The sequence below is a fragment of the Planococcus chinensis genome (assembly GCF_042681545.1).
Classification (GTDB): domain Bacteria; phylum Bacillota; class Bacilli; order Bacillales_A; family Planococcaceae; genus Planococcus; species Planococcus chinensis.
This window is the reverse complement of the sequence record NZ_JBHUFW010000011.1, coordinates 39,275-65,393: the sequence shown is the minus strand read 5'-3', so window position 1 is coordinate 65,393 and position 26,119 is coordinate 39,275. Positions and strand designations below refer to the sequence as shown.

Annotated in this window: 27 protein-coding genes; 6 read left to right on the top strand and 21 right to left on the bottom strand. The window is 50.1% G+C overall.

The annotated features are described in order from the left end of the window. The first annotated feature begins 66 nt into the window (after window positions 1–66). From ACFSDB_RS12935 to ACFSDB_RS12925, 3 genes are read left to right on the top strand one after another with little or no spacing between them, the layout of a single operon-like run. On the top strand, window positions 67–699 hold the full coding sequence (locus ACFSDB_RS12935; protein ID WP_204890216.1) for a GNAT family N-acetyltransferase: 633 nt from the start codon (window positions 67–69) through the stop codon (window positions 697–699). 20 nt (window positions 700–719) lie between these two features. Continuing rightward, complete coding sequence (locus ACFSDB_RS12930) at window positions 720–1,364, top strand: acetoin utilization AcuB family protein (protein ID WP_204890215.1); 645 nt, start codon at window positions 720–722, stop codon at window positions 1,362–1,364. Then, entirely contained in the window at window positions 1,334–2,512 is a 1,179-nt protein-coding gene (locus ACFSDB_RS12925; protein WP_377340280.1) for an acetoin utilization protein AcuC, read from the top strand. The genes ACFSDB_RS12930 and ACFSDB_RS12925 overlap by 31 nt, the downstream gene beginning before the upstream one ends. 20 nt (window positions 2,513–2,532) lie before the next feature. On the opposite strand, the gene ccpA is transcribed toward ACFSDB_RS12925, so the two are convergent. The 13 genes from ccpA to ACFSDB_RS12860 all read right to left on the bottom strand — a co-directional run bounded on the left by ccpA (window position 2,533) and on the right by ACFSDB_RS12860 (window position 15,093). Further along, window positions 2,533–3,531: a catabolite control protein A gene (ccpA, locus tag ACFSDB_RS12920; RefSeq protein ID WP_204890214.1), complete on the bottom strand. Its 999-nt coding sequence runs from the start codon at window positions 3,529–3,531 to the stop codon at window positions 2,533–2,535. Between the two features lie 99 nt (window positions 3,532–3,630). Further along, window positions 3,631–4,716: a bifunctional 3-deoxy-7-phosphoheptulonate synthase/chorismate mutase gene (locus ACFSDB_RS12915; protein WP_204890213.1), complete on the bottom strand. Its 1,086-nt coding sequence runs from the start codon at window positions 4,714–4,716 to the stop codon at window positions 3,631–3,633. 168 nt (window positions 4,717–4,884) lie between these two features. Next, window positions 4,885–5,214 carry a bacillithiol system redox-active protein YtxJ gene (gene ytxJ / locus ACFSDB_RS12910; protein ID WP_204890212.1) on the bottom strand — a complete coding sequence of 110 codons (330 nt, stop codon included), beginning with the start codon at window positions 5,212–5,214 and terminating at the stop codon, window positions 4,885–4,887. A 16-nt stretch (window positions 5,215–5,230) separates the two neighbouring features. After that, entirely contained in the window at window positions 5,231–6,172 is a 942-nt protein-coding gene (locus tag ACFSDB_RS12905) for a YtxH domain-containing protein (RefSeq protein ID WP_204890211.1), read from the bottom strand. Window positions 6,173–6,203: 31 nt separating this feature from the next. Then, window positions 6,204–6,695 carry a DUF948 domain-containing protein gene (locus tag ACFSDB_RS12900; protein WP_204890210.1) on the bottom strand — a complete coding sequence of 164 codons (492 nt, stop codon included), beginning with the start codon at window positions 6,693–6,695 and terminating at the stop codon, window positions 6,204–6,206. A gap of 173 nt (window positions 6,696–6,868) precedes the next feature. Further along, the gene (gene murC / locus ACFSDB_RS12895) at window positions 6,869–8,182 is read right to left on the bottom strand and encodes a UDP-N-acetylmuramate--L-alanine ligase (RefSeq protein WP_204890209.1); all 1,314 of its coding nucleotides are present in this window, start codon (window positions 8,180–8,182) and stop codon (window positions 6,869–6,871) included. 155 nt (window positions 8,183–8,337) lie between these two features. Further along, window positions 8,338–11,067: a DNA translocase FtsK gene (locus ACFSDB_RS12890; RefSeq protein WP_204890208.1), complete on the bottom strand. Its 2,730-nt coding sequence runs from the start codon at window positions 11,065–11,067 to the stop codon at window positions 8,338–8,340. 6 nt (window positions 11,068–11,073) lie between these two features. After that, entirely contained in the window at window positions 11,074–11,682 is a 609-nt protein-coding gene (gene ytpR, locus ACFSDB_RS12885) for a YtpR family tRNA-binding protein (protein ID WP_204890207.1), read from the bottom strand. Then, a complete protein-coding gene (locus ACFSDB_RS12880) occupies window positions 11,679–12,494 on the bottom strand; it encodes a DUF1444 family protein (RefSeq protein WP_204890206.1) in 816 nt (271 codons plus the stop codon). The genes ytpR and ACFSDB_RS12880 overlap by 4 nt, the downstream gene beginning before the upstream one ends. A 61-nt stretch (window positions 12,495–12,555) precedes the next feature. Next, entirely contained in the window at window positions 12,556–12,873 is a 318-nt protein-coding gene (locus tag ACFSDB_RS12875) for a thioredoxin family protein (RefSeq protein ID WP_204890205.1), read from the bottom strand. Continuing rightward, window positions 12,870–13,397 (bottom strand): hypothetical protein, encoded by a 528-nt coding sequence (locus ACFSDB_RS12870; RefSeq protein ID WP_204890204.1) that lies wholly within the window; start codon window positions 13,395–13,397, stop codon window positions 12,870–12,872. Before ACFSDB_RS12870 ends, ACFSDB_RS12875 begins: the two co-directional genes overlap by 4 nt. 33 nt (window positions 13,398–13,430) lie before the next feature. Beyond that, window positions 13,431–13,979: a DUF84 family protein gene (locus tag ACFSDB_RS12865; protein WP_204890203.1), complete on the bottom strand. Its 549-nt coding sequence runs from the start codon at window positions 13,977–13,979 to the stop codon at window positions 13,431–13,433. Window positions 13,980–14,019: 40 nt separating this feature from the next. After that, on the bottom strand, window positions 14,020–15,093 hold the full coding sequence (locus ACFSDB_RS12860) for a M42 family metallopeptidase (RefSeq protein WP_204890202.1): 1,074 nt from the start codon (window positions 15,091–15,093) through the stop codon (window positions 14,020–14,022). 172 nt (window positions 15,094–15,265) lie between these two features. Here ACFSDB_RS12860 and ACFSDB_RS12855 point away from each other — a divergent pair, with 172 nt between their 5' ends. Then, window positions 15,266–15,580, top strand: coding sequence for a PepSY domain-containing protein (locus ACFSDB_RS12855; RefSeq protein ID WP_204890201.1), 315 nt, complete (start codon window positions 15,266–15,268; stop codon window positions 15,578–15,580). A 727-nt stretch (window positions 15,581–16,307) separates the two neighbouring features. On the opposite strand, the gene ACFSDB_RS12850 is transcribed toward ACFSDB_RS12855, so the two are convergent. The 6 genes from ACFSDB_RS12850 to pepV all read right to left on the bottom strand — a co-directional run bounded on the left by ACFSDB_RS12850 (window position 16,308) and on the right by pepV (window position 21,742). After that, complete coding sequence (locus ACFSDB_RS12850; RefSeq protein ID WP_204890200.1) at window positions 16,308–17,162, bottom strand: YtnP family quorum-quenching lactonase; 855 nt, start codon at window positions 17,160–17,162, stop codon at window positions 16,308–16,310. Window positions 17,163–17,180: 18 nt separating this feature from the next. Beyond that, complete coding sequence (gene trmB / locus ACFSDB_RS12845) at window positions 17,181–17,831, bottom strand: tRNA (guanosine(46)-N7)-methyltransferase TrmB (protein WP_204890199.1); 651 nt, start codon at window positions 17,829–17,831, stop codon at window positions 17,181–17,183. Beyond that, window positions 17,828–18,760: a diacylglycerol/lipid kinase family protein gene (locus ACFSDB_RS12840; RefSeq protein WP_204890198.1), complete on the bottom strand. Its 933-nt coding sequence runs from the start codon at window positions 18,758–18,760 to the stop codon at window positions 17,828–17,830. The genes trmB and ACFSDB_RS12840 overlap by 4 nt, the downstream gene beginning before the upstream one ends. An 11-nt stretch (window positions 18,761–18,771) precedes the next feature. Further along, window positions 18,772–19,308, bottom strand: a complete 537-nt coding sequence (gene thpR, locus ACFSDB_RS12835; RefSeq protein ID WP_204890197.1) for an RNA 2',3'-cyclic phosphodiesterase — start codon at window positions 19,306–19,308, stop codon at window positions 18,772–18,774. A 194-nt stretch (window positions 19,309–19,502) separates the two neighbouring features. Next, a complete protein-coding gene (dat, locus tag ACFSDB_RS12830) occupies window positions 19,503–20,351 on the bottom strand; it encodes a D-amino-acid transaminase (protein WP_204890196.1) in 849 nt (282 codons plus the stop codon). 17 nt (window positions 20,352–20,368) lie between these two features. Further along, window positions 20,369–21,742, bottom strand: a complete 1,374-nt coding sequence (gene pepV / locus ACFSDB_RS12825) for a dipeptidase PepV (RefSeq protein ID WP_204890195.1) — start codon at window positions 21,740–21,742, stop codon at window positions 20,369–20,371. A 299-nt stretch (window positions 21,743–22,041) separates the two neighbouring features. On the opposite strand from pepV, the gene ACFSDB_RS12820 reads away from it, so the two are divergent. Further along, on the top strand, window positions 22,042–22,263 hold the full coding sequence (locus ACFSDB_RS12820) for a DeoR family transcriptional regulator (RefSeq protein ID WP_204890194.1): 222 nt from the start codon (window positions 22,042–22,044) through the stop codon (window positions 22,261–22,263). Between the two features lie 42 nt (window positions 22,264–22,305). Here ACFSDB_RS12820 and ACFSDB_RS12815 read toward each other — a convergent pair whose 3' ends face one another. Together ACFSDB_RS12815 and ACFSDB_RS12810 are read right to left on the bottom strand one after the other, a co-directional pair. Continuing rightward, the gene (locus ACFSDB_RS12815) at window positions 22,306–23,019 is read right to left on the bottom strand and encodes a pseudouridine synthase (protein WP_204890193.1); all 714 of its coding nucleotides are present in this window, start codon (window positions 23,017–23,019) and stop codon (window positions 22,306–22,308) included. A gap of 9 nt (window positions 23,020–23,028) precedes the next feature. Beyond that, window positions 23,029–24,636, bottom strand: a complete 1,608-nt coding sequence (locus ACFSDB_RS12810; protein WP_204890192.1) for a putative polysaccharide biosynthesis protein — start codon at window positions 24,634–24,636, stop codon at window positions 23,029–23,031. Between the two features lie 201 nt (window positions 24,637–24,837). Between ACFSDB_RS12810 and ACFSDB_RS12805 the strand changes: the two genes are divergently transcribed. Further along, complete coding sequence (locus tag ACFSDB_RS12805; protein ID WP_204890191.1) at window positions 24,838–26,109, top strand: BaiN/RdsA family NAD(P)/FAD-dependent oxidoreductase; 1,272 nt, start codon at window positions 24,838–24,840, stop codon at window positions 26,107–26,109. Window positions 26,110–26,119: the final 10 nt, after the last annotated feature.

The following is a 26,119-nucleotide window of genomic DNA, read 5'->3' as shown; positions in this document are numbered from 1 at the left end:
TAGCCTATAATTCCAATTGCAATTCATGTATAATGTACCTAATTGTACCTAATAGGCGGTGAAATGATGGAACATAAGAAGACCTATAACGCATTGGAACTGAAAACGAAGCACGGCCCGATCATCATTGAAGGCCCCGTGCCTTCTAGGGAATTGAAAGCGCTTGAATTTCATGAAGACCTTGTCGCTTTCCGGCCACCCGCCCAGCAGCATAAGGCGATTACGGATATCGCCGATTTGCCTGAAGGGCGTATTCTGATCGCCAGGGACCGGAACATGATTGTCGGCTATGTAACGTTCCTGTACCCGGATCCGCTTGAACGCTGGTCTGAAGGGAATATGGAAAACTTAATCGAACTAGGCGCCATTGAAGTCATCCCGAAATTCCGCGGCACCGGCGTCGGAAAATCCCTCTTAAGAGTTTCAATGATGGATGATGCTTTGGAAGACTTTATTGTCATCACGACGGAATACTATTGGCATTGGGATTTGAAAGGCACCGGGTTGAATGTCTGGGAATACCGCAAAATCATGGAGAAAATGATGCAAGCCGGCGGATTGGAATATTATGCCACAGACGATCCGGAAATCAGCTCCCATCCGGCAAACTGCCTGATGGCGAAAATCGGCAAACGCGTGCCGCCGGAGTCAGTCCAGCAATTCGATCAGCTTCGCTTTAAAAACCGCTATATGTACTGAATCTGAGGAGGGGTAAATCCATGCTAATTGAAGAAATTATGAAAACGGATGTCCATACGCTCAATCCGCAACAGACTGTCCAGGATGTTCTGGATCTGTTTGAAAATGAACGGATTCGCCACGCGCCAGTCGTGGATGACGGAAAAGTGGTAGGAGTCGTAACTGAACGCGACTTGAAAGATGCCCTTCCCTCCCGGTTCTCAGTAGCGCCTAAAATCAATGCCTATGAAAAAACAGTGGCAGAGATCATGACCAAAAATCCGGTCACCGGCCATCCGATGGATTTTGTCGAAGAGACCGCATTGACGTTCTACCACCAGAAAATCGGCTGCCTGCCGATTATCAGCCACGACAAGCTTGTAGGCTTTTTGACTGAAACGGATTTATTGTACAAATACATTGAATTGACGGGTGCCAACCAGCCCGGCTCCCATATTGAAATCCGGGTGCCGAACCGCTCAGGTGTCCTATACGAAGTTTCAAAGGTTTTTTATCAGCACCACGTCAACGTATTGAGCGTCCTTGTCTACCCCGACAAAGGCAATAGCTCCAATAAAATCCTGGTATTCCGGATCCAGACCATGAATCCGCTTGCGATTATTGACGACTTACAAAAAGAAGGTTTCGATGTCCTATGGCCAAACACACCACAAATGAACGAATGAAACATGCGGTTTTTGTTTTTTCGGAAGACCAACTGGGGTATAAGTTTTCGGAAACTCATCCGTTCAACCAAAAGCGGCTTGTCCTGACCGTCGACTTGCTGAGAGAAATGAATGCGCTTCCAGAAGAACTGGTGGTCCCTGCGCGCATAGCGACAGACGAGGAATTGCTGCTCGCGCACGACCAACGCTATATTGAAATAGTGAAAAAAGCCGGGGCTGGAGAAATCACACCGGAAGAAGGCGAAAGCTACGGCATCGGCACAGAAGATACACCGATATTCGAGAATATGCATGAAGCGAGCGCACGCCTTGTCGGCGGTACGCTCACGGCAGTCGATTGGGTCATGGAAGGCAAAGCCCAGCACGCCCTCAATCTTGGCGGCGGCCTTCATCATGGATTCCGCGGGAAAGCTTCCGGATTCTGCATCTATAACGACGGCTCCGTCGCCATCAATTACTTGAAAAAGAAATACGGTGCACGCGTCTTGTATATCGATACGGATGCCCATCACGGAGACGGCGTCCAGTGGAGCTTCTACGACGATCCGGATGTTTGTACCGTGTCAATCCATGAAACCGGCAGATATCTCTTCCCCGGCACCGGAAACATCAATGAGCGCGGCAGCGGCCAAGGTTATGGAACAACCTTCAATTTCCCGATCGATGCCTTTACAGAAGATGAATCTTTCATTGAAATCTATCGCACCGCCATGAAGGAAATTGTCGAATTTTTCAAACCGGATGTCATCGTCAGCCAGAATGGCGCTGATGCCCATTATTTGGACCCTCTCACGCATCTTTATGGTACGATGGCGATTTACCGGGAAATCCCTAAAGTGGCCCATGAGCTTGCCCATGAGTATTGTGAGGGCCGCTGGATAGCTATTGGCGGCGGCGGTTACGATATCTGGCGGGTGGTACCGCGCGCCTGGTCGCTTCTATGGATGGAAATGAACAATATCCCCCTTCCATCTGGCAATTTGCCTGCCCGCTGGATTGAAAAATGGCAGCCGGAGTCGCCGGTCAAACTGATCGGCACTTGGGAAGATCCTGAAAACATGTACCAGGCCATCCCGCGGAAAGAAGAAATCACTGAGAAAAACAGCGAAATGCTGAACAAAGCACTGTACATGATCAGAAACGCATAAAAGCTCCCTTTCGGGAGCTTTTATGCGTTCTTTGTCGATTGGCGTTCTTCGATCCGATAAGGCAGGATCACTTGTTTTTCTTCGATTTCCTCTTTGTTCATATACTTCGTCAATAAGCGCATGGAGACAGCGCCGATATCGTAAAGCGGCAAAGCAACCGATGTAAGCATCGGGCGGGCCATACGGGACAATTTGGAGTTCTCGTAGCTGATGATTTCAACGTCTTCCGGAATCTTCTTGCCGTTCGCTTCCACGCCGTGGATGACGCCGATAGACATTTCATCATTGCTGACAAAATAAGCTGTCGGATTTGCATCGGCTAAAGTTTTGACCGCTTCAATGGCTTCATCGTAAGAATTGTCGCATTCGACAATCAACTTTTCATCATATTCGATGCCGGCATCGTTTAAGGCATTCTGATAAGCTTTCAATTTATAGTCTTTATTCACCTTGGACGTCAGCGGTCCGCTCAAGAAAGCGATCTTCTTGTGGCCATTGCGGATCAATTTCTGTACCGCTTCGTAAGCTGCGCCGTAATAATCGATGTTTACGGAAGCAATCGAATCGGAGTCGTCAATTGAACCTGCCAATACGATCGGCGTCGGCGATCTCTGCATCTCATACAGAAGCTCGCTGGAAATCACATCGCTCATGAATACAATGCCATCCACTTGTTTGCCGAGCATTGTTTCAAGCAATTGCAATTCCTTGTTCTCGTTTTGGTCAGAGTTCGACAAGATGATATTGTAGCGGTACATTGTCGCAATGTCCTCAATTCCACGGGCTAGTTCGGCATACATGCTATTTGAAATATCCGGAATGATGACGCCAACCGTGGTGGTCTTTTTGCTTGCCAACCCTCTTGCTACTGCATTGGGGCGGTAACCAAGCTCTTCGATCACTTTCAATACTTTTTTCCTGGTGGCAGGCTTAACGTTCTGGTTTCCATTCACTACACGCGAAACAGTAGCCATGGATACATTCGCTTCTCTTGCCACGTCATAAATTGTTACGGTCACGATGCGCCCTCCTTCCTCTATATCTTTTATCATACGATAAAAACTTTCCTGATATCAACTAAAAAAAGAAAAGCCGGGTGGCGTCCCGGCTCTTCGGTCTTACATTTTCAATTCATACTGCTTCATGAACTTCATCAACGCATCGTAGTACTCATCGAATTGGTTCAAGTCCATTTGCTGAGCAGCGTCCGACAATGCAACTGCCGGATCCGGATGCACTTCGGCCATAACACCGTCAGCTCCGATCGCGATTGCAGCTTTGGCAGCCGGCAGAAGAAGGTCGCGGCGTCCGGTAGAATGCGTTACATCCACGAATACCGGAAGGTGCGTTTCTTGTTTCAAGATTGGCACTGCAGAAATATCGAGTGTGTTGCGGGTCGCTTTCTCGTAAGTGCGGATACCGCGTTCACAAAGGATGATCTGATCATTTCCGGAAGCGATGATGTATTCAGCAGCATTGATGAATTCATCAATCGTTGCTGACATCCCTCTCTTGAGCAATACCGGTTTATTGATTTGGCCGACTGCTTTCAACAATTCGAAGTTCTGCATGTTGCGAGCTCCGACTTGGACAACGTCCAGGTATGGTAGAGCTTCTTCTAAATGGTGAGGCGTTACGATTTCAGAGACAACAGCCAAGTTATACTGCTCGGCTGCAGCTTTCAGCATTTTCAAGCCATCCAGTCCAAGGCCCTGGAAGTCATACGGGGATGTACGCGGTTTGTAAGCTCCGCCGCGGATCATGCGAAGGCCTTTTGCGCCGATCGCTTCAGCGACTTTCGATACTTGCTCCTGCGATTCAACCGCACATGGTCCGAAGATAAATGATGGTGTACCGTCTCCAACGCGCTCTCCATTGATTGTGATAATGGTGTCTTCCGCTTTCTTTTTCCGGGAAACGAGAAGAGCTTTGCGATGATCTTCTTCTTGCATATCCAAAGCGGATTTGAAAATCTCTTTGAAGATATGGTCAACGGTCTTTTGGTCAAGAGGCCCGTTATTATTTTCTTTCAATAAGTTCAGCATATGGCGTTCGCGCAAAGGATCATAGCGGTTGACACCTTGTTTTTCCTTGATTTTACCAATTTCCTGGATCACTTTTGCCCGTTCGTTGATCAATGAAAGAATTTCCAAGTTGACTGCGTCTACTTTTTCTCTAAGTTGCTCTAAATCTAAATGGCTCATTCCATATTGCTCCCTTCGTATTTCACCGTGCTTTGTGCTTCATCTTAACACGTTTAAACTATTATAAGCAAAGGAAGAAGGAAAGTCACGAACTTTATTTTAGCGCTTCAACGCGCTAAAGTGTTTTATGCAGCAAAAAGCCGAAGCCACAAGGGCTTCGGCTCTTATTTAAGCGATAAATTCCTGCATCGCTTTGCTTGTAATACCTCCATGGGAAGCTTTCCAGTCGACCTTTTGGTTGGCAAAGTGGAAAAGCTGAGGCGATTCATGCTTGACTTGCGTCAATGCCTCGATATTTTTCGAAAGTTCACGGTCTTCCTGAACGACAAGGAACAGGAAGAGCTGGTTCGGGTGCAATGAACAGTATTCATTGTACTCGTTCCAAGCTGCTGCAGATACAGGGCATGTGCTGCTGTGCTTGAACAGCCAGTAATGCTCAGTATGGGCCGTGGCTTGTTTCAAACTGTCCAAATCTTGAACACGCACTAGATTTTCCATTCAATCCGCTCCCAGATTATTTCGATGATTTATTGTTCGGGTTGTTCTTGTTTGAATTACTGTTGTTTGAGTTATTGTTGTTTGAGTTGTTATTGGAATTGTTCTTGTTTGAGCTGCTTCCTGAAGAACCGGAAGTGCTGCTGTTTGAACTGCTTCCTGCACTGCCTGAAGTGCTGCTATTCGATGTGTTTTTATTTGAGTTGTTATTCGAACTATTGCTTGTGCTGCCCGATGCCTTGTTCACATTGCTGCCGGAAGTGTTCGAGCTGCTGTCGGTCGATTTGTTCGCAATGCTTCCAGTAGTGGTTGTGCTGCTTGACGGGTTTGTTGAACCGCTTGTATTCTGTGCTTTTTTCTCATCTTTCACTTCTTCAACCGCTTCTTTCAAAGCGTTGGCTGTCGATGTGAATGCTTCTTGGCCTGAAGAATGGGCTTGGTCCACAGATCCTTGGACCGTATCAAGCATAGCGATTGTTTCTTCGCCTTCGGAAGAAGCAGTGCCGTCATCCATAGGAGACTGGCCGCCTTTCATGCCTTTCACTTTGTCCACCACTTTTGAAGACTGTTCTTTCACTTGCTGCGTCAATCCGCCTGATTTTTCTTTAGCGGTTGATGTATAAGTCGAAGTTTTCTCTTTTAGCGTTCCTGCATGTGTGTTCAAATCAGAACGCAATTCCTTGCCTGGTTTCGGAGCCAGCATCAATGCCGCAGCGGCACCGATGATTCCGCCGACGATTGCGCCAAGCAGGAAGCCTGAAGATGAAGATTCCTCTTCATAATCGTACAGGTCGTCATAGCGGTTGCCCATTCCGTAAGATTGCGGAACGAAAGCGCTTTGCTGTGAGCCGTATTCATTTTGGCCGGAATAGTACGAATTCGTGTAGTCCGGTTCATAGTTCGGTTTGCGGTAATTATTGCTCTGGTAATTTCCATTATTATTATTATTGTTTTGAGTCATAAGTGATTCCTCCAATTTTTTGTTAGTCGAATTAGAATCGATCGTTATGCGGCAATTGCTTCTGCCCTTCTACGGGTGCATATGAAGAAGCAGCGCGCGTTTCATAGATTTTGCGCTCTTTCCATTTGTCGCGGATGCCCAATGCAACATTGCCCCATTGAACGACTTGCGCAATTTTTTCCTCGTTGTTTTCTACTTGCGAAGACACGGTTGTCGTAATGCGGCGAACAGAGGCGTTCAAATCGGTAACTGCGCTGCCGACTCCTCTTACTGCATCCACCACCGTATTCAATTTTTCTGATTTCACTTGGATATCTTCTGCCAATTCATTTGTCTTATGCAGAAGATTCGTTGTTTCCAACGTCACACCCTGTAATTGGTTTTCGAGGCCTGAAACAGTCCCGGAAACTTCCTTCAGTGTGTTTTTGAGGGAGTTTAATGTCATAGCGAGCGCTACGCATAAAATTAAAAATCCTACAGCTGCTACGATAGCCGCTATGTAAAGCAATATTCTCCAATCCATTCTGTTTCCTCCTTTTTAAATACTGGTATATCTCTTTTGTACCCTGAGCTATCGTGGTATAAACACAGGGTCTTTAGATTTATTCAACAATGTCCCGGTTTTTTCCTTCTTTCCTTATACAAAGACCTGCTGGAAAAAGTACAAGGCGAAAAAAAAGCAATCCGACCCGAGGGTCAAACTGCTTTTTCCGAGTTGATCAAGTTCTCGAAGGCTTCTTGGAATTTCGTGACATCCCCTGCGCCCATAAACAAGTACACAGCATTTCCATGTTCGAGGAGCGGTGCCACATTATCTGCTTGGAGAATGCGGCTGCCAGAAATCTTCTCTTCAAGGTCATGGATTGTCAAGACGCCCGCTTCTTCCCGGGCTGATCCGAAAATATCACAAAGATATACATAGTCTGCCTCACTCAGGCTATCTGCAAACTCCTGCAGGAAAGTCTGTGTGCGCGTAAATGTATGCGGCTGGAAAATCGCGATGATTTCCCGGTCTGGGAACTTCTGGCGCGCCGATTGAAGCGTCGCCCGGATTTCCGTCGGGTGGTGGGCATAGTCATCTATCAGGATGCGTTCACCGAGCTCCGTTTGGGTAAAGCGGCGCTTCACTCCTTCAAAGTCGGCAAACTGCTGCTGGATGATTTCTGCTGGAATGTTTTCGTAATGGCACAGTGAAATCACGGCCAAGGCATTCAGTATGGCATGGTCGCCGAACATCGGGATCGTGAATGTATGGAAAAATTCATTGCGTATCATCACATCGAACGTCGTTCCTGAAGTCGATTTGACGACATTGCGCGCCTGAAAATCGTTTTCCTGGCCGAAGCCGTAGTATACGACCGGTACAGGGGCCTGGATGCGCTGCAAATATTCGTCATCTCCGCAAGCTATGATGCACTTCTTGACTTGCTTCGCCATTTCTTCAAAAGCGTTGAAGACATCATCGATGCCGGCAAAATAATCGGGGTGATCGAAATCGATATTGGTCATGATGGCATAATCCGGATGGTACGCCAGGAAATGGCGGCGGTATTCACAAGCTTCTGCAACAAAGAAATGCGAATTTTCCTTGCCGTATCCGGTGCCGTCGCCGATCAGATAGGATGTCGGTTTGAAACCGTCGAGCACATGGGCCATCAAGCCGGTTGTCGACGTCTTGCCATGGGCGCCGGTGATGGCGACTGAAACATACTGTTTCATTAAATCGCCTAAGAATTCATGGTAGCGGATGATGGTTGCACCTTGCTCCCGTGCCTGGACGAGCTCCGGATGGGCGTCGTTAAAAGCGTTTCCGGCAATGATGGTCATGTTCGGGTGAATGTTTTCAGGGTCGAAAGGCAGAATCGTGATGCCTCTGTCCCGAAGCCGCTCCTCCGTAAAGAAGTGCTGTGCAATATCGGATCCTTGGACTTGTGCGCCCATATCATGCATGATCTGCGCTAATGCACTCATACCCGACCCTTTGATTCCGGTAAAATGTAAAACTGTCATAAATGAACCTCCTGTGGAAGTTGAAAAAGCTTTCTGTTTTCCTGAAGGAATGTTTCCAGCTCGTCAACGCAACATAATCAATAGATTATATCATTATTTAATAGTTTGTCGATATACCCGATATTTCCTGTTATTGTGCGCCAGTTGGGCACTTTTTACTGAAAGACGGTTTCTAAATCTTCTTCTGTGATCAAAACAGTACGGGCTTTGCTGCCATTCTGTTCGGAAATAAACCCGTGCTGTTCAAGCAGATCCATAAGGCGGGCTGCGCGATTATAGCCGATGTGGAACTTCCGCTGCAAGAGCGAAGTCGATGCACTGCCTTGGGACATAATAAACCGGCAGGCCTCCTCGAACAGGTCGTCCTGGATGTCTGACGCATCGCTGCGCCGGATCAGTTCATCTTCTTTGAAAATGTATTCCGGTTCTCCTTGGGCGCGGACATGTTCAATGACGTCTTCAATCTCATCATCTGTAACGAACGTGCCTTGGATGCGGACCGGTGCGGACATGCCGTTTCCAAGATAAAGCATATCCCCTCTTCCGAGCAGCCGCTCTGCTCCCTGCGAATCCAGGATTGTGCGGCTGTCCACTTGTGATGACACGGAAAAGGCAATGCGGGTCGGGATATTCGATTTGATCAACCCGGTGATGACATCCACTGACGGGCGCTGAGTCGCAATCACCAGATGAATGCCGCAGGCACGGGCTTTTTGCGCAATGCGGCATATCGCATCTTCTACGTCGGATGGCGACATCATCATCAAATCGGCCAGCTCGTCGATAACGATCAAAATATATGGAAGGTGCTGGGCATGATCCCCTTTTTCTTTAACCATCTTATTGTAGCGGCTGATATCCCGCACTCCGGTATGGGCAAACAATTGATAGCGGCGCTCCATTTCCTCGACCGCCCATTTCAAAGAGGCTGTTGCCGCTTTAACGTCTGTGATGACCGGGCTGATCAAGTGAGGAATGTGATTATACGGCGCAAGCTCAACCATCTTCGGGTCAATCAGCAGCATTTTCAAATCTTTCGGCGACGATTTGTACAACAGACTGACCAATAAAGAATTGATGCACACGCTTTTTCCGGAACCGGTCGCTCCGGCAATCAGGCCATGCGGCATCTTGCGCAGATCCAGCGTCACCGGTCTGCCTGTCAGATCCAGCCCAAGTGCTGCTTCAAGCGGAGAATCCGACTCCTGGAAAACACGGCTTTCGATAACTTCGGAAATGCGTACTGCCCGCGACTTGCGGTTCGGGATTTCAATGCCGATCGAGCTTTTGCCCGGAATCGGCGCCTGGATCCGGATATCTTTTGCGGCCAGCGCCAATTTCAGATCGTCCGCCAAATTGCGGATTTTACTGACTTTAACTCCTTGCGCAACGGTCAGTTCGAATTGCGTCACGGCCGGCCCTTGTACAATGCCCAAAATGGAAGCCTGGATCTGGAAATGGGAAAGGGCTTCGATCAGCCGCTCCCCTTGCTCTTCCATCCACACTTCGTCAATCAGATCATTTTCTGGCGCACGCAAAAAACCGCTTTTCGGCTGTTCATAGACCGCGGGTGTTGCCGGCTCTTCACTTGCTGCTTCCTCTTGGACGGCGATTGGAGCTGCGGAATCTCTGGACTCCGCGGAAATAGCCGCTTCTGCCGCTCTTGCCGGTTCATGTGTTTTTATTGGTTCAGGCTCAGGTTCCTCATTCTGCTGAGGCGCGTTGAAATCGGACATCATTCCTTTTTGTACTTCCACTTTTTTCGGCAGCGCTTCTGTGCGCGGAGCCGGTTTGGCAGCTGCCGGTTTAGAAAGCCGCTGCTTGTCTGATTTCAGCATCAGCACATTGAATGGAACCGTCTTTTCTTTTTTCTCTGCCGGCTTCGCTTCTGCTGCCGTCTCCGGGCGCTTCGTTTCTGCAGCCAGGTCCGGTTCAGGAAGTTCGGATGCCGGTTCTATGCTTGTTTCCGTGAGTTCTGTCGTGCGTTCTTCCGCTGTTTCCGGATGTTCAGTCGCATTTGGCAGCTCCTCTGTATCAGCACCCGCTAGAGGCTCTTGTTCCGTTTCAATCTGCAAGACCGGCTGTTTTAGTTCAATTGCTTCCGCCGGCTTTTCCGCTTCGGCCCGTGCTTGTTCCTGGACCGGAAGGATTGCCTCTTCGATCCTTTCAGTCTGTACCGCTTCTTCAACACTCGGCTTTTCGGCTTCTGCAGGTTCCTGAATGGCAGGTGGCACTTTCGGAAGAGCTTCCTCCAATTCCAATGAGGAAGAAATCTTTTTGTTCGCTAAAGAAGCTTCTATTGCGGAAGCTCTTGATGACAAATAAGGCTGTTCATTCACATATGCTTTTTTCTCAAGCATGTTCATTACCGGTTCCGGGCGTGTCTCGTTGTAGCCGTGGATAGGCGAAGGGACACGCGTCGGCTCAAATGGCCGTGTTTTTTTCATGGCCGGTTCCGCTGTCCGGCTTTTCGGCAATTGCGGTGTTTCTGAAATGCGCGGCCGGTATGGGCGCGGCGCAAGCGTCGACTGCGGCTTCCGCGGTGCCGGTGCATGGTATGTACGCGGTGCTTTGGGTTCCAGCGGCTTCGGCTCGCGCACAGGCGGCACGTCCCGCGGCACAAAGGCATTCGTTTTGGGCGGTTCATAGCCTCTCGCCTTGTTCAGGACAGGGCTTGACGGACGCCGTCTCGGCGCCGGCGGTACCGGTGCCGATTCCGATTTCACGAATTTCTCTTTTTCATTGTCCGAAATCAACGGGAAACGGAACGGCGCCTTTTTCGGGCGTTCAAGTTCGGCAGGATGCGGTTCGCGGACCGGCTCCACTGCGTCTTCTTCCGTCCCTTCGGTAAACAGGCGGCTCCAGACTTTTTTAACCCAGCTCATCGGGCGTCACGCCCCTACTTCGAAAGCGGAACCGACTTCTGCATCTTCCGGCAGAACTAGGATCCCTTTTTCTTGAGGCGCGTCCGGCAAAGCCAGTTCCTTGGCAGAACAAATCATGCCGCTTGACGGCACGCCGCGAAGTTCCGCATCTTTGATCAACATCCCGGATGGCATGACCGCTCCGACTTTCGCCACCACCACTTTCTGCCCCTGCTCAACATTTGGGGCACCGCAGACGATCTGCAGTTCTTCAGTGCCGACGGAAACCCGGCAGACATTCAACTTGTCCGCATTAGGATGCTTTTCTTTGGATTCAACATATCCGACGACGAATTTCGGCGAGAGATCGACTTCCAGTGTATAATCCACGCCGTTTTTCTCCAACGCGTTTTGGAGCGCTGTAACCAGTGCTTCTGAAACTTCCACTTTGTCGCTTTCAGCCAATTCGATATAAGCGGAGGCATGGAACAGGTTGAACCCGGCAATTTCGCCTTCCGCGTCTTTAATCAATGTCACATCGCCGAATTGCTCGGCATGGATTTTTTCAGGTGTTTCCGTCTGCAATTGAACCAATAGGACATCGCCTATTCCCTGTTTATTGTAAAATGCATTCATTTTTTATCCTGCTCCTTGGTCGGTTGATTTTTTGCCATGATGAAGATCGGCTCCAGGCTGCCATTCTCGTAAATGAACGACAGGGACGTGATCGGCACTTTGCCATTGGTGAAAAAGTGCATGGCCATCTGGGCCAGGACATCATAGCCGGTTTCGTTGCGGATGTCGCCAATGATCAGCACATCCTGATGGGGTACAGAGACGGTCATGTCTCCGGTAATTTTCGATTTCATGTCTTTCAGGAAATTTTCATTTAAAATGCGGGAAGCGTCGTACCCGTCGTTTTCGTTCAGGAAATAGAAAACATTCCCTGCCACTCGGTCTTCTTTTAGTGCCGTCTTCAGTTTCTTCACTTGGAATCTGGCGATTTCCTTGACTTGCTCGTCAGTCAGACTTAATGAATTTAACATATTTTCATCAATTAAGCGATAGGTAGTGCCGGCATCAAGCGCATAAAAGATGCGGGTTTCAGCGGTATGTTCGCTTGTCAGGAAGGCATGGCCTTCCTTGGATTCCTGCGGGAATGACGTTGACCGGATCACCGGATAGATATGTTCGGACGATTTCAGGTGCCCTTTCGCTTCCAGCTCCATGGCATTGAACGTTTCGTTGATGGTATAGGCGATTTCATCGATTGCACTGTCCCCTTTTGCCGTAACGCGGTTAAGTGCCTGGGGCAGTGCGATCGACGTGCTGTTTTTCAGCTCCGTGTGCCGGATATTCAATTGGTCTTTTTCCCGGTCGTAATGCCAAACGAGTTTCGGATTCTGTATGCGTTCTTTCAGCTTGTTTACCAGTTCAGTCGATTTCATGACAGATTCCTCCTTGTCAAAAATAAACGGCTCGGCCAACGAATGGCGAACCGTCATGGATTTATTTGGGCAGATTCGACAGGAAATTCTCGATTTCCTGCTGTGTTTTGCGGTCCTTGCTGACAAAACGGCCGGCTTCTTCGCCGCCGTTATACACCAGAAAGCTTGGAATGCCGTAGATATTCTTTTCGATACAAAGATCGATGAATTCGTCGCGGTCCACGGAAACAAAGGTATATTCGTTGAATGATTCTTCAATCTCCGGCAGAACCGGTTCAATCACCCGGCAATCCGGGCACCAATCTGCGGTGAACATGAATACGACCTTTTCACTTTCCACGAGGTCATTGAATTGTTCAAGCGATGACAATGTTCTCATTCCTGCTCCTCCTCTTTCGGATTGATCGAACGGACAGTTTTCATCATCCATTCCATATTGCTGTCAATCTTCTTCTTTTCGGAAATCGTCGTCAGTTTGGCTCCGCCAGCACTAGCGACCACTTCAAACAGATTTTCAGCCACTTGCCGGACTGTCACGAAGCCGAAACGGCCATTCTGCTCGAACGTCTCGTCCACGACCCATTTCCGTTCAGGGTCCGCTTTCTGCAGGTCATAAAATAACGTGCTGTCGCCTGCTTCGTTCGGATTTACAAACAGCACGAACGAATCGCTCCCTTTGGTGATGATGATATTGTATTCGTCAGAAGGTTCTTCCACCGTATAGCCGCCAGGCAAGTAAAAATCCGTATTCTCTGATGTTTCGTTCGTATTTCGCGGTTCGGCTTCGAATGCTTTCGCTGCCTGGGCCACGCCGTTGGCCACCTGCTCTTCAGCAGAAGCTACACAGCCCGACAGACCAACTGCCGCTGCGATCAATAAAACCAGTAATCCTTTTCGAGGCACTTCCATTCCTCCCTAACTTTGCTTGTTCTTATTTTAAAGATGTTTGGAGGCACATGCAACTTCTTCGCTGCTGCGCATGTATTGGCCGAGCAGAAGTTTGACGACGTGGCTGAACATCTCGTCCCGGTTCACTGCCCCGTTGGTCAAGACCCCCACTGCCCCTTTATGCTGGCGGGTGCCGATTTCTTCTGCGTATTCATCCATCACAGGCCCCAGCTCTCGGCCTTCACGGAGCTTTCCGGCAATGCTTTCCGGCAGCGGAATTTGCGCCCCAGCCGCCGTCCACAGTTTTCCTTCCGGCGTTGCAAGTGCGCCCCAATTGCACACATACATCTCTCCCCCCATCTCATAGACTCCGCCTTCCAGCCCGATGGCAAAGTCCAAAGGCTGTTCAGCTAATGCTTTGGCCCGGTTGATGGCACCCTCCCGAGTTTCCTCAAGCGAACGCGGCTGGTCAGCCACGCCTGATGCCGCTTCGTTGGAATAAAGTTCGAACGCGAGCCCGAATTCTTCTAAGGCAGTGGATACCGCTTTTATTTTCGCTTGGTTATTGGAGGCGATGGCCGCCTGTATCTTTTTCATAAAACCCTTCCTTTCAAAAAAAAAAGCCCGAAGGCCTTTTTTAAACGTTTTGTTTGATCGTTTCGAGTGTGGTCTTGTCTGCCGTTTTAACAAGTTTCACCAACAACTCTTTCGCCGCTGCATAGTCATCGGTGTGGATGATGGAAGCGGACGTATGGATGTAACGGCTGCAGATGCCGATGACTGAACTCGGCACCCCTTCGTTTGCGGTATGGACCCTTCCGGCGTCAGTGCCGCCCTGGGATACGAAATATTGATACGGAATGCCATTGGATTCCGCAGTATCCAGGATGAACTCGCGCATGCCGCGGTGTGTGACCATGCTCTTGTCAAGAATGCGCAAAAGCGTGCCTTTGCCCAGCTGCCCGAATTCGTTCTTGTCACCGGTTGCGTCATTTGCCGGGCTTGCATCCAAAGCAAAGAACAGATCCGGCTGGATCAGATTGGCTGCCGTCTGGGCTCCGCGCAATCCGACTTCTTCCATAACAGTCGCCCCGGAGAACAACTGGTTCGGCAGTTTTTCGCCGTCCAATTCTTTCAGTAATTCAATCGCCAGGCCGCAGCCATAGCGGTTGTCCCATGCTTTGGCCATGATTTTCTTCTCATTGGCCATGACGGTGAACGGGCTGTAAGGGACGATCTGCTGGCCCGGCTTGACGCCCATAGCCAACGCATCTTCTTTGTTGTCTGCGCCCACATCGATGAGCATGTTCTTGATTTCCATTGGCTTGCTCCGAAGTTCTTCATTCAAGAGATGCGGTGGGATCGAACCGATGACGCCAGGAATCACTCTTTCCCCGGCAATGACCTCGACGCGTGTAGCCAGCATCACCTGGTTCCACCAGCCGCCAAGCGGTTGGAAACGCACCATTCCACTATCGGTGATCTGGGAAACCATGAAGCCCACTTCGTCCATATGCCCGGCTACCATGATTCTCGGGCCGTCGGCGTTGCCGTCCTTGACGCCGAAAACGCTGCCCAGATTGTCCTGGATCAGGCGGTCTGAATATTTCTCGAGCTCCTGGCGCATAAATTTGCGTACAGCGTGTTCATTTCCCGGCGCGCCCGGGAGCTCAGTCAAAGTTTTAAATAAATTTTGTGTTTCACTGTTCATATGTACAATTCCTCCTAAAATGGGGTATCTCCATCTAGTTTAGAGCTTTTATCTGACATTTTCCAGTCTTATATTTCGCATCGCGAAAGAATCGGCGCTTTCTTGAGTCCAAAGTTTCTAGCCGCTGGCACTTTATGGTACACTTTATCCATTAAATATAGGAGGGATTTCATTGAAAAATCGTGATTTACTGATCGGATTCGCAACAGGCGCAGCGGCGGCTTTTATCGCCAAAGAAGTCTATGACCGCAAAGAGAAGCTTTACCCGGCAGATGATGTGCTGAAAAGCGTCAAAACCGCTTTTAAAGAAGAAGGGCCGATCGACGGCTCATGGATTTATATGAAAACCGAACCCTATAAGCAGCACGCTATCGAGACCGAAGTTTACAAAGGCGGCATCACGCGCCACCGTGATGACGAGCTTGAACAATTCGAGTTTGTCGCAGACGCCTATACCGGCGCCATCCTTGAAGTTTCCAAAGCTTAATCCAGCAATGAACTCAGCCGCTTCACCTAGAATAGATATACCTTTCTTTTTTATGCATTAGAAAAGAGCCGACGCGAGTCGGCTCTTTAGACTGTAGATCAAGTCTTATTTGAATGAATAGAGATTTATAAGCCCGACCGGTCTGGCCACTTCGCTTTCCGTGGGCTCGGCTTCAGCCGCTTCCCTCGCTTCGCTCAGTCCAGGGTCTTCAGCTCGAGTCGCTTCGCTGCTCCCACAGGAGTCTTCGTGGCCAGACCGGTCGGGCGTGTCACATGTATCTAATGGATGTGGTAGGAGAAATAGATTCAACTTCAACTCGATAAGTACAAGCCGCTGGCTTTGGAATCCGTAACGGAAGGCGGCGAGCAAGTTGGTCGAAGGCAGTTCGACCGACTTGTTTGCGACGAAGCAGCGAAGCGATGCAACGCCCTTTCATGTCTCGAAGCTAGCGCAGCGATGCAGAGACAGGAGCACCGGTTTTGCCTGCGGGATAGCGAAGTGCCGAAATCCACTCGGACGTCAGTCCGAGTTAGTTCGGCGCAAGCCCGCGGAAAGCGTCCGCCTGAAGTGGAGGATTCGGCACAGCTTCTCCTAGTTGTATGTTCATTCTTACAAAAAAATAATTCTTTTGTCTTCAAGCCCAAGAGCCGACGCGAGTCGGCTCTTTTTCTTTGCAGCTGTCTTTTTCCAGGAATGCTGCTTACTTATTTATTGAACCCGAAAGCGGTTATCTCTTTTGTTTTTCATAGGCGAGGGATTCGATGATTTCCTTGCCGTCCGGGCTCCATTTCACTAGCCGGTGGAACGCATCATGGTAGAACGTGAAATAATAACTGTTCTCCAGCGCTTCTTTCACAAGCTTTTCCTTGGCATAGATCGAATCCATCGGATAATCGTCGTATGCCAGCACCCAAAGCGGATTCTGGTGGGCATGCGTCGGCATGAGGTCCGCCATATGGATCATCGTCTCGCCGCCTCTTTCCAGCTTGATCACGGCATGGCCGTTCGAATGTCCGCCGGTATGGATCATCGTGATGGCGCCGAACAAGGTTTTCTCCCCATCGAAGGTTTCTACCTGGTCCAGGATCGCCTCCCAATTTTCTTTGAAATATGTGTTGCGGGAGCGGATATTCGGATTTTGCATTTCCTCCCATTCAATCGCCGAAACATGGATTTTCGCGTTCGGGAAAACCGGAACATAGCCATCGCCTTCCGGCTTTGTCAGCCCGGCCGCATGGTCGTTATGGAGATGCGTCATGATTACCGTATCGATATCTTCCGGCGCCAAATCCAGCAGTGCCAGGTCTTCTTCGATCCGGGATTCGGCGGAAACGCCGAGGTTGCGCTTTTGGCGGTCGTTCAGCTTCCCCTTGCCGATGCCGCTGTCTATCAGGATATTATGCCCTTCCAATTGGATCAGGATCGGATGCGTCGGCAATTCGATCTGGTTCATTTCATTCGCCGGGTAGCGTTTGGACCAGACGACCCGCGGAACGACGCCGAACATGGCTCCACCGTCCAGCCAGGTTGTCCCTCCATCCAGCCAAGCTAATTGCATATCGTGAAATTGAAATTTCTCCATCCAAAATCCCCCTTGTGCTTATTTTGTTTGATACTGGGCTTCAAGCCGGTAGATCGGCTGCCCTTTCTTCGAAAACTTCTCTTCGTACTCGGTCATGATGTTCCATTCCGGTTCGTTTGCGTGCAAATCGAGCGAGACATCCTTCAAGAGCATGCCGTATTCTGAGATGCTCGTCAGCGAGTATTCGAACAAGCCTCGGTTATCCGTCTTGAAATGGATTTCTCCGCCTTCCGGCAGCACGGCTTCATAAAGCTTCAAAAATGTTTCATGGGTCAAACGGCGTTTAGCGTGGCGCGTTTTCGGCCATGGATCCGAAAAGTTCAAATAAAGCCGGTCCACTTCCCCTTTTTCAAAGAAGCTTTGGAGCTCTTTCGCATTTACGCGAAGAAGGCGCAAATTCGGAATGCCGCCCTCTTCTGCCAGCACGGTTTCCAGCGCAGTGACGATGACGCTGTCAAACAGTTCGATGCCGATGTAATTGATGTCCGGGTTCTGCTTCGCCATTCCTGTGATAAAGCGGCCTTTGCCGGTTCCTGCTTCAATATGAAGCGGATTGACATTGCCGAAAACTTCGTGCCATTTGCCTTTTTGGTTTTCCGGATCCGGAATAACGATTTCCGGATGGGCGTCGATCAAATCTGCAGCCCATGGTTTATAACGTGATCTCATTGTTCATCCTCTTTCTTTCCTTTATTTGCAGCTTTCCAATAATCTTCGCTGATGGCATATTCGACTTCTTGTCCGGCTGACGTCCTGCCGGCTGCATCGCCGTCGACATGCCTGTATACTTCCCTGTCCGCCGTTAGCAGGAAACTTTCCCCGCTCATCTGCACGACTTCTTTGAATTTTGTATGGCTTCCGGTAAAAACCGTACCAAAGACCAGCAGCAGTTTCAAGCGTGATATGCCGTGGACGACCGTCAATTCCAATAGCCCGTCATCGGTCCTCGATTTCGGGGAGATTTTCATGCCGCCGCCGAAATATGGCTGGTTGCTGACTGTGGCGAACCAGACGTCCCGATAAACCGTTTCCGTTCCGCCATGCCTGACCGTCAGCCCGAACTTGCCGAATCCCACCAGCGTCCGGACGACATACATCAAATAGACGAGCTTTCCGGCGCCGATCCGGTTCAGCATTTTCTTGGCTGCAGAACGGTTGACGAGTACGGAAATCTCCGCGTCGAAACCGATGCCTGAGCTGCTGACAAAACGGAAAGGCGCCGGGCTCTTGATTTCGCCCAGGTCTTCTTTCGAAAAAACCGGGTTTCCGATAAAACGCCCGATGTCCCTTCCGTCGCGGAATGAATAAAACCCCCGGCCGAAATCATTGCCTGACCCTGCGGAGACTGATCCGACCACAATATTGGCGGCACCCGCCGCACCTGCAATGATTTCCCGAAGCGTGCCGTCTCCGCCGAAACCGATGATCAAGCATGGTTCCTCTATTGAATGAAGGTTCCGGACCATATCGGTTGCATGGCCCGGGTATTCTGTAAGCAGGGCTTCGTACGGGAAAGCCAGCCCTTTTTTGAATCGGTTCCATTTTGCCAGCGATTTTCCGTTGCCGGCTGCCGGATTTATGACGAATATCGTTTTCATAAGACCCTTCTTCAGCCTTCTCTCAGTTGGTATGTAGACACCGGAATATATTTGCGCTCACCGATCGGATCGATCCGGAACAGCGAGAACTCCGTCACTTGAAAAGAGAGGGGCTCGAGTTCCATACGGACGTCTATCGGATCCCCCCCTGCCCATTTGCCGGCCAGCGTCACATGGGGGACAAAGCGTTTCTGGTCCGGATTCATGTCGAACTGCAGCATCTTTTCCCGGATGTCCGATTGCAGCTCCGCCAACTCACGGCTGTCGGCGACCGACGCATAAACGATCCGGGGCGTGGCAGGGTTGCCGAAAGTCTTCACGCCGTCCAGTGTGAGGTTGAACGGGGCATGGCGTATCTCCTCCAAGGCTTTTGCCGCATCCCCGATTTCGCCGTGCGGATCATCTCCGATAAACAGCAGCGTAATGTGCATGTCTTCGGGTTTGGTATATTTTTTATGGCTGCGCATCTTCCATTGCGTCCGCTTTTCTGCCAACTTGCGGGCAACCGGTTCCGGAATCGCGATGCCGATAAAATAATGAGCCTGCATTTTCATCACCTTCTTTCAGTTTACCATTTGCCGCGCTACAAAAAAACAGGAATTGGAACGCCGGAATCGCAATCTCTTTCGGCCGGTTCCTGTCCGTTTTACGATTCAAAGGCCCGTTCTGCATCCCTCCGTCCGCATGGAAAAAGCCGCCGAGTTTCCTCGACAGCTCTTGTGCTTCGCCTGGAACGGAGTTCTTACATCTTCACCGTTAGCTTCAAGTTCGCTTCAAACGCCTGCTGAAGTTTTCTTGTCGCTTCTCCTGGTGAACCGTTTCCGATTTCCTGTCCATCGATCCGGACAATCGGCATAATTTCGGCTGTTGTGGACGACATGAAAAATTCGTCCATTTCAAGCGCCTGTTCTTTTGTAAAGGCAGTTTCCTGAACTTCGATGCCAAGATTGCGGCACAGGTCCAGGATGACGCTGCGGGTAATGCCGTTCAAAATCAAATTGGTCGCCGGATGTGTATAAAGGATGCCATTTTTTATTCCATACATATTGGATGAAGATCCTTCCGTGACGACTTCGCCGCGGTGCAGGATGGCTTCATAGCTTCCCGCTTCGTGTGCTTCCTGTTTCGCCATGACGTTCCCAAGCAAATTCAGGCTCTTGATGTCGCAGCGCAGCCAGCGCATATCTTCGATGAATGTTCCGTGCACGCCTGCTTCCATCATTTCTTTCGGGCGTTCCACCGTTTTGGTATAGGCCACCATGACGGGCGAAGTTTCCTGCGGGAAATGATGCTGCCGCATCGCATCTCCACGGGTGATCTGGACATACACTTGCCCGTTATTGATTTCATTTTGTTCAACCAGATCGTAGAGCAATTTATGCAAGACGTCTTTCGTGTAAGGAATGACAATCTTGATTTTTTCCGCGCTCGCGTAAAAACGGTCGATATGCTCTTTTGCGGTAAAGAGGTTCCCCTCATAGATCCGGATCACTTCGTAGATGCCGTCCCCGAACTGATAGCCCCGGTCTTCTTTCGAAATCGCCAATTCCTCTTCCTGAATCAATGTATCATTGTGCAAAATCCAAGCCATACTGCATCCCTCTTCCTTTATTTTTTGCAAGCCAGTCCATAAATCGCTTCCGCGTAAATGGCTACAGCCTTGATCAAATTATCGATATCCACAAATTCGTCTTTTTGATGAGCTACATCTTTCTCACCCGGAAACAGCATGCCGAACGCCACGCCTTTATCGAGGACGCGGGCATAGGTGCCGCCCCCGATTGCCAAAAGCTCCGCTTTTTCCCCGGTCTGCTTTTCATAGGCAGACTGCAGAGCCTTGATGAACGGATCTGCTGCATCGACATGGTGCGGCGGAGAATTCGACAGGACGGAAAGTTCAAAACCGGCTGTTTCAGCACCCGCCAACTTCTCATCGAACGGATAGCTGATTGAATAGCGCATGCTTGCTTCAATCCGCGCTTCCCCTCCGCGCTCAAACCGGATCACGCCCGGGTTGAACGTCGTGTCGCCGGAAACATCGTCTGAAAAGGCAAGCCCCAGCTTATGGCCTCTGGAATCACCGAAGAAACGATTTGCCAAAAAGGCAGTGAACGTTCTGCCGCTGCCGGTTAGGCGGTCTTTCAGGAACAGCGCCAAGAGGATTCCGGCATTGACGCCTTCATCCGGTTCCATGGCATGTGCCGATTTGCCGTTCAATGTCAGCTTCGTCTCGTTCCCGATGATCTCAATAATGCCGCTCGCCCTGTGCTTGCTGCAGAACGCCTCGAATTCATCCAGCCACCCGGTCACATCGCCATCGACAATCGCTTCGGCAAGGTCCGGAACCATATTGGTCCGCTGTCCCGCCGCGAAAGTCTGCAGCTCGGTTTCACCGTCTGACGCTTCAGCTGCAAATTTGATGACCGCAATGCCCTTTTCGGCATTGATGATCGGAAAATCCGCGTCCGGCGCAAAAGCGATGCCCGGCATTTCTTCCGTTTCAAAATAGCGCGATACACAGCGGAAGCCGCTTTCTTCATCGGTACCGATGATCAGGCGGACGCGTTTCGTAAATTCAACGCCGGCGTCTTTGACGATATTCAGCGCCGCCCATGCAGCGATGGTTGGTCCTTTATCATCAATCGCCCCGCGGCCATATAGCTTGCCGGCTTCGATTTCACCGCCGAACGGATCTTTCGTCCACCCTGCCCCTGCCGGCACAACGTCGACATGGCCCAGAATTCCAAGCAGCTCCTGCCCGGCCCCGACTTCGATATGCCCTGCTACATCCGCTACGTTCTTAGTGGCGTAGCCCCGTTCAGCCCCTTTTTCCAAAAACCAATCCAGCGCTCTTTTGACATCTTTCCCAAAAGGCGCGCCCGGAGCCGGTTCTTCGCTCAGCACACTGGGAATCGCAATCAATTCCTGCAACTCACTTAGGATGCTGTCCCTTCTTTTTTCCGCTTCCAATTGCCAATCCATGGTTCACGCCCCTTTTTTGTTAAAGCTATTGTACACCTTTTCAAACTTTTTTAAAGAACTTCGCTGTTTTTTTATTAAAATGGCGGCCAAAAAGATTGTTAAGATTCGATTTACAAAGGGAAAATGATAGATATCCACAGCTTTTTTCGTTATAATCAAGTTGTCAGAAAAATCAACTGACAGATTTTTTAAGAAAAGGGGATGTCATTGGCATTTATTACTAGGAAGCTGGGTGAACCTCAGCGCATCGTCCGCTAGTCTTTGCCTATTGGAAAAAAGATGAAGGAGTGGTTCTTTAATTGAAACCAACAACTGATCGCATGCTAATTCGTATTAAAGATATGTATAAGTACATCCGTGATAACGGAACTGTAACTACGCAAGATCTTGTCGATGAATTCGGCATCACTCCTCGCACCATTCAAAGAGATTTGAATGTGTTAGCCTTTAACGACTTGGTAGAAAGCCCAACTCGCGGCAAATGGACTACGACGCAAAAAAAGGTGAAACTGACATCCTAGAAACCTCTTAAAAAACAAAGAAAATGACCGCAGCTTATGCGGTCATTTTCTTGTTTTCAAAAGCTCTATTTCTTCTTTGGTCAGGTGGCGGTATTCGCCGAGGCCCAGTTCCGGGTCAAGTTCGAGCGGCCCCATCGACAAGCGCTTCAGATAGACAACTTCTTTGCCGACACTCTGGAACATGCGCTTGACCTGATGGAACTTCCCTTCTGTGATGGTCAGTTCGATTTCCGACTCCGGTCCGCTTTTGAGAATTTGTAGCTTGGCGGGCTTTGTGACATAGCCATCGTCGAGCATCACCCCTCGCTCAAATGCTTCTCCGTCCTCCTCCGTCACCAAACCTTCGATTTTCGCAAAATAGCGTTTATCGACATGTTTCTTCGGCGACAGCAATTCATGCGCCAGCACCCCGTCATTCGTCAGCAGCAGAAACCCTTCGGTATCCTTATCAAGCCTGCCGACCGGAAACGGCTCGAAATGCCTCTCCTCTTCTGCCAAAAGCTCGACGACAGTCGGATCGTATTTGTCTTCCGTCGCAGAAATGACGCCCGGGGGCTTGTTCATCAACAAGTAGATGAATTCGGCGTATTCGACGCGTTCGCCGGCAACTGCCACTTCATCGGCCAGTTCGTTGACATGCACTTTCGGATCGCGCACGGTCTCCCCGTTCACTTCCACCGCTTTCGACTTCAATAAAATCTTCACTTCTTTGCGTGAGCCATAGCCCATATTCGATAAAAACTTGTCTATGCGCATGTCGGCCTCCTAGAACCCGAATTTTTTCGTATATTTGGTCAACCGTTCACCGAGCAGCTTCTGTGCAATGCCCGTTCTAAGTCCCAGATAGCCGTACACCGCTCCGCCGACAGCGCCGATGATCAAGATGCGCGCGATCGAATGGAATTTCGAATCCATGCCGAGGAACAGATCCAAGCCGGATGCCGTCAGCCAGACAGCCGCTGCCATCACGGCACTCATCAATACGATCAGGAACAAGCGGCGCAATACCATATTGGACTGATAATTCATCGTCACTTTGATGACCGCCAAGTTCATGCCGATGGCAACCACATAGCCGATCACCGTCGCCGCAATCGCACCGTCCGTTTCGAACAGGCGGATCAACGGAATGTTCAATGCCAGTTTCAGCAGCAAGCCCACCAGAAGATTCAGGATGATCCATTTCTGTTTATTGATACCCTGGAGGATCGAAGCCGTTACCGGGAACATTGCGAACAGGATGGCCACCGGCAGGTAATGCGCCAGGATCTCAGAGCCGATGTCGCTGATCTCATAGAAGATGTGGTAAAGCTCGTCAGACAGCATCGTCATGCCGACAACTGCCGGGAGCGTCAGGAACAACAGAATCTGGAACGTCTGGTCCAGCGTCCGGTTGACTTGCTGAAATTCATTTTTCGTATAGTACCGTGTGATCAGTGGAATCAGCGCCATCGAGAACCCTGTCGCAAGCATGACCGGAATCATCACCAGTTTATGGGCGGTGAAATTCAGGACGCTCAAGTAGATCCCGGATGCTGCTGCATTTTCCGAATCGCCCATTGCCCGGTTGAATGTCAGCATGTCGACAAACTGGAAAAGCGGATTCGCGATGCCAAGGAAGACGACCGGAATAGCGTAGATGATGATTTCCTTGTACATATCGCCGAGCTTCACATCGTAGGATTCGACGGAATTTGCACGGAGCTCGTTGTACTCCCCTTTTTTCTTCTTCCAATAATAGAACAGCACGAGCACGCCGCCGAGCGAGCCGACAAATGCGGACAGGACAGCCACTTCGACTGCAGTCTTTTCGGAGCCGCCGAAAATATTGAGGACGGCATACGCCCCGGCCAGCAGGAAGACAATGCGGACGATCTGCTCAATCAGCTGTGATACGGCTGTCGGCATCATGAAGTTATAGCCTTGGAAAAAGCCGCGGAACAAACTCATGAACGGCACGACGATCAAGGCGAATGAAACCCATTGGATCACTTCTTTGACGTCCTGCACGGAGTGGATTTTTTCATTTTCATCAATCGTCAGTTCCGCAAGCGGCCCAGCGAAGAAATACAGCAAGAGGAATGAAACGAAGCCGGTGACCATCATCGTCATCAATCCGGACTTCAAGAGACGGCGGCCGGTTTCATAATCGCCGAGCGAATTATACTTCGCCACAAACTTAGAGAAAGCGATCGGCGCGCCGGAAATGGCGAGCGACAGCATGAGGTTATAAGGTATGTACGCGTATTGGTAGAGGCCGATATTCTCTTCCCCGACCATATCGTAAAACGGGATGACGTAGATGATCCCGAGGACTTTCGATAAGAATAAACCAAGCGTTAAAATGGCCGTTCCTTTGATAAGTGTTGACATTTTGCACTTCCTGACATGAAATGATAAAAAACAATCTACACGATAGTTTACACCTATAAACCGAATTACTCAACGAGTTTTGCCGCATCGTGTATACTTGAGAAAAGCGGATGCGCCTGTTCAGCTCCGGGCGGGCTTATGGCCGAGGAGTTAGGCGCTGGAGTATGCACACTAATACAAACGAAAGCGAGTTCTCATAATATGTATGACGTAATCATTATCGGCGGCGGCCCATCAGGCTTGATGGCTTCCATCGCTGCGGCTTCACAAGGCGAAAAGGTTTTATTGATCGAAAAAGGCAAGAAACTTGGAAAAAAACTGATCATTTCCGGCGGCGGGCGCTGCAATGTGACCAACCGGCTGCCGCTTGAGGAAATCGTGAAACACATTCCGGGCAATGGGCGCTTCCTTTACAGCCCGTTCTCCGTATTCAATAACGAGGACATCATCGCCTTTTTTGAAGGGCTTGGCGTGGCTTTGAAAGAAGAAGATCACGGGCGCATGTTCCCGGTTTCCAACCGGGCGCAGGATGTAGCAGATGCCATGTTCCGCGAAATGGACCGATTGAATGTTACAGTGCTGCTCGACTCCCCGGTCAAGAAATTATTGATGACCGACGAGAAAGTGACCGGCGTACGCCTGCATTCGGGCGATGAATATACGGCGAAAGCGGTCGTTGTCGCAGTCGGCGGAAAAGCGGTGCCGCAGACCGGCTCGACGGGCGACGGCTATCCATGGGCAGAACGTGCAGGCCACACCGTGACCGACCTATATCCGACGGAAGTGCCGCTCTTGTCGAAAGAGCCGTTCATCGTCAGCCGTGAATTGCAGGGGCTCGCACTGCGCGACGCTGCGGTCTCCGTGCTGAATAAAAAAGGGAAACTGCTCGTCACCCATCAGATGGACATGCTGTTCACCCATTTCGGGCTGAGCGGTCCGGCTGTGCTGCGCTGCAGCCAGTACGTCGTCAAGGAAATGAAGAAAAACGGCGGTGCACCGGTCGAAATGCGCATCAATACGCTGCCGGGTGAAAATGCCGAATCGGCGTTCCAGCTGCTTTTCAAAATGATGAAGGACGAGCCGAAAAAAGCGGTTAAAAACGTCTGGAAAAGCATAGCGCAAGAACGTTGGCTGCTGTTCTTGCTGGAACGCTCCGGCATCGATCCGCAAGCGGTCGGCGCGGAACTGGCGAGTGAACGGGTGCGTGTGCTGGCCCAGCAACTTACGGCATTCTCGATGTTCGTCAACGGCACGCAGCCGATCGAGAAAGCGTTTGTCACGGGCGGCGGCGTTTCCATCAAGGAAATTGAACCGAAAACGATGGCTTCGCGGAAAATGCCCGGACTTTATTTCTGCGGCGAAATTTTGGATATCCACGGCTATACCGGCGGCTACAACATCACTTCCGCTTTGGTTACCGGCAATGTCGCGGGTCGCAGCGCAGCCGCCTTTGCACGGGAGATATTAGTATAAGTGCCTACGT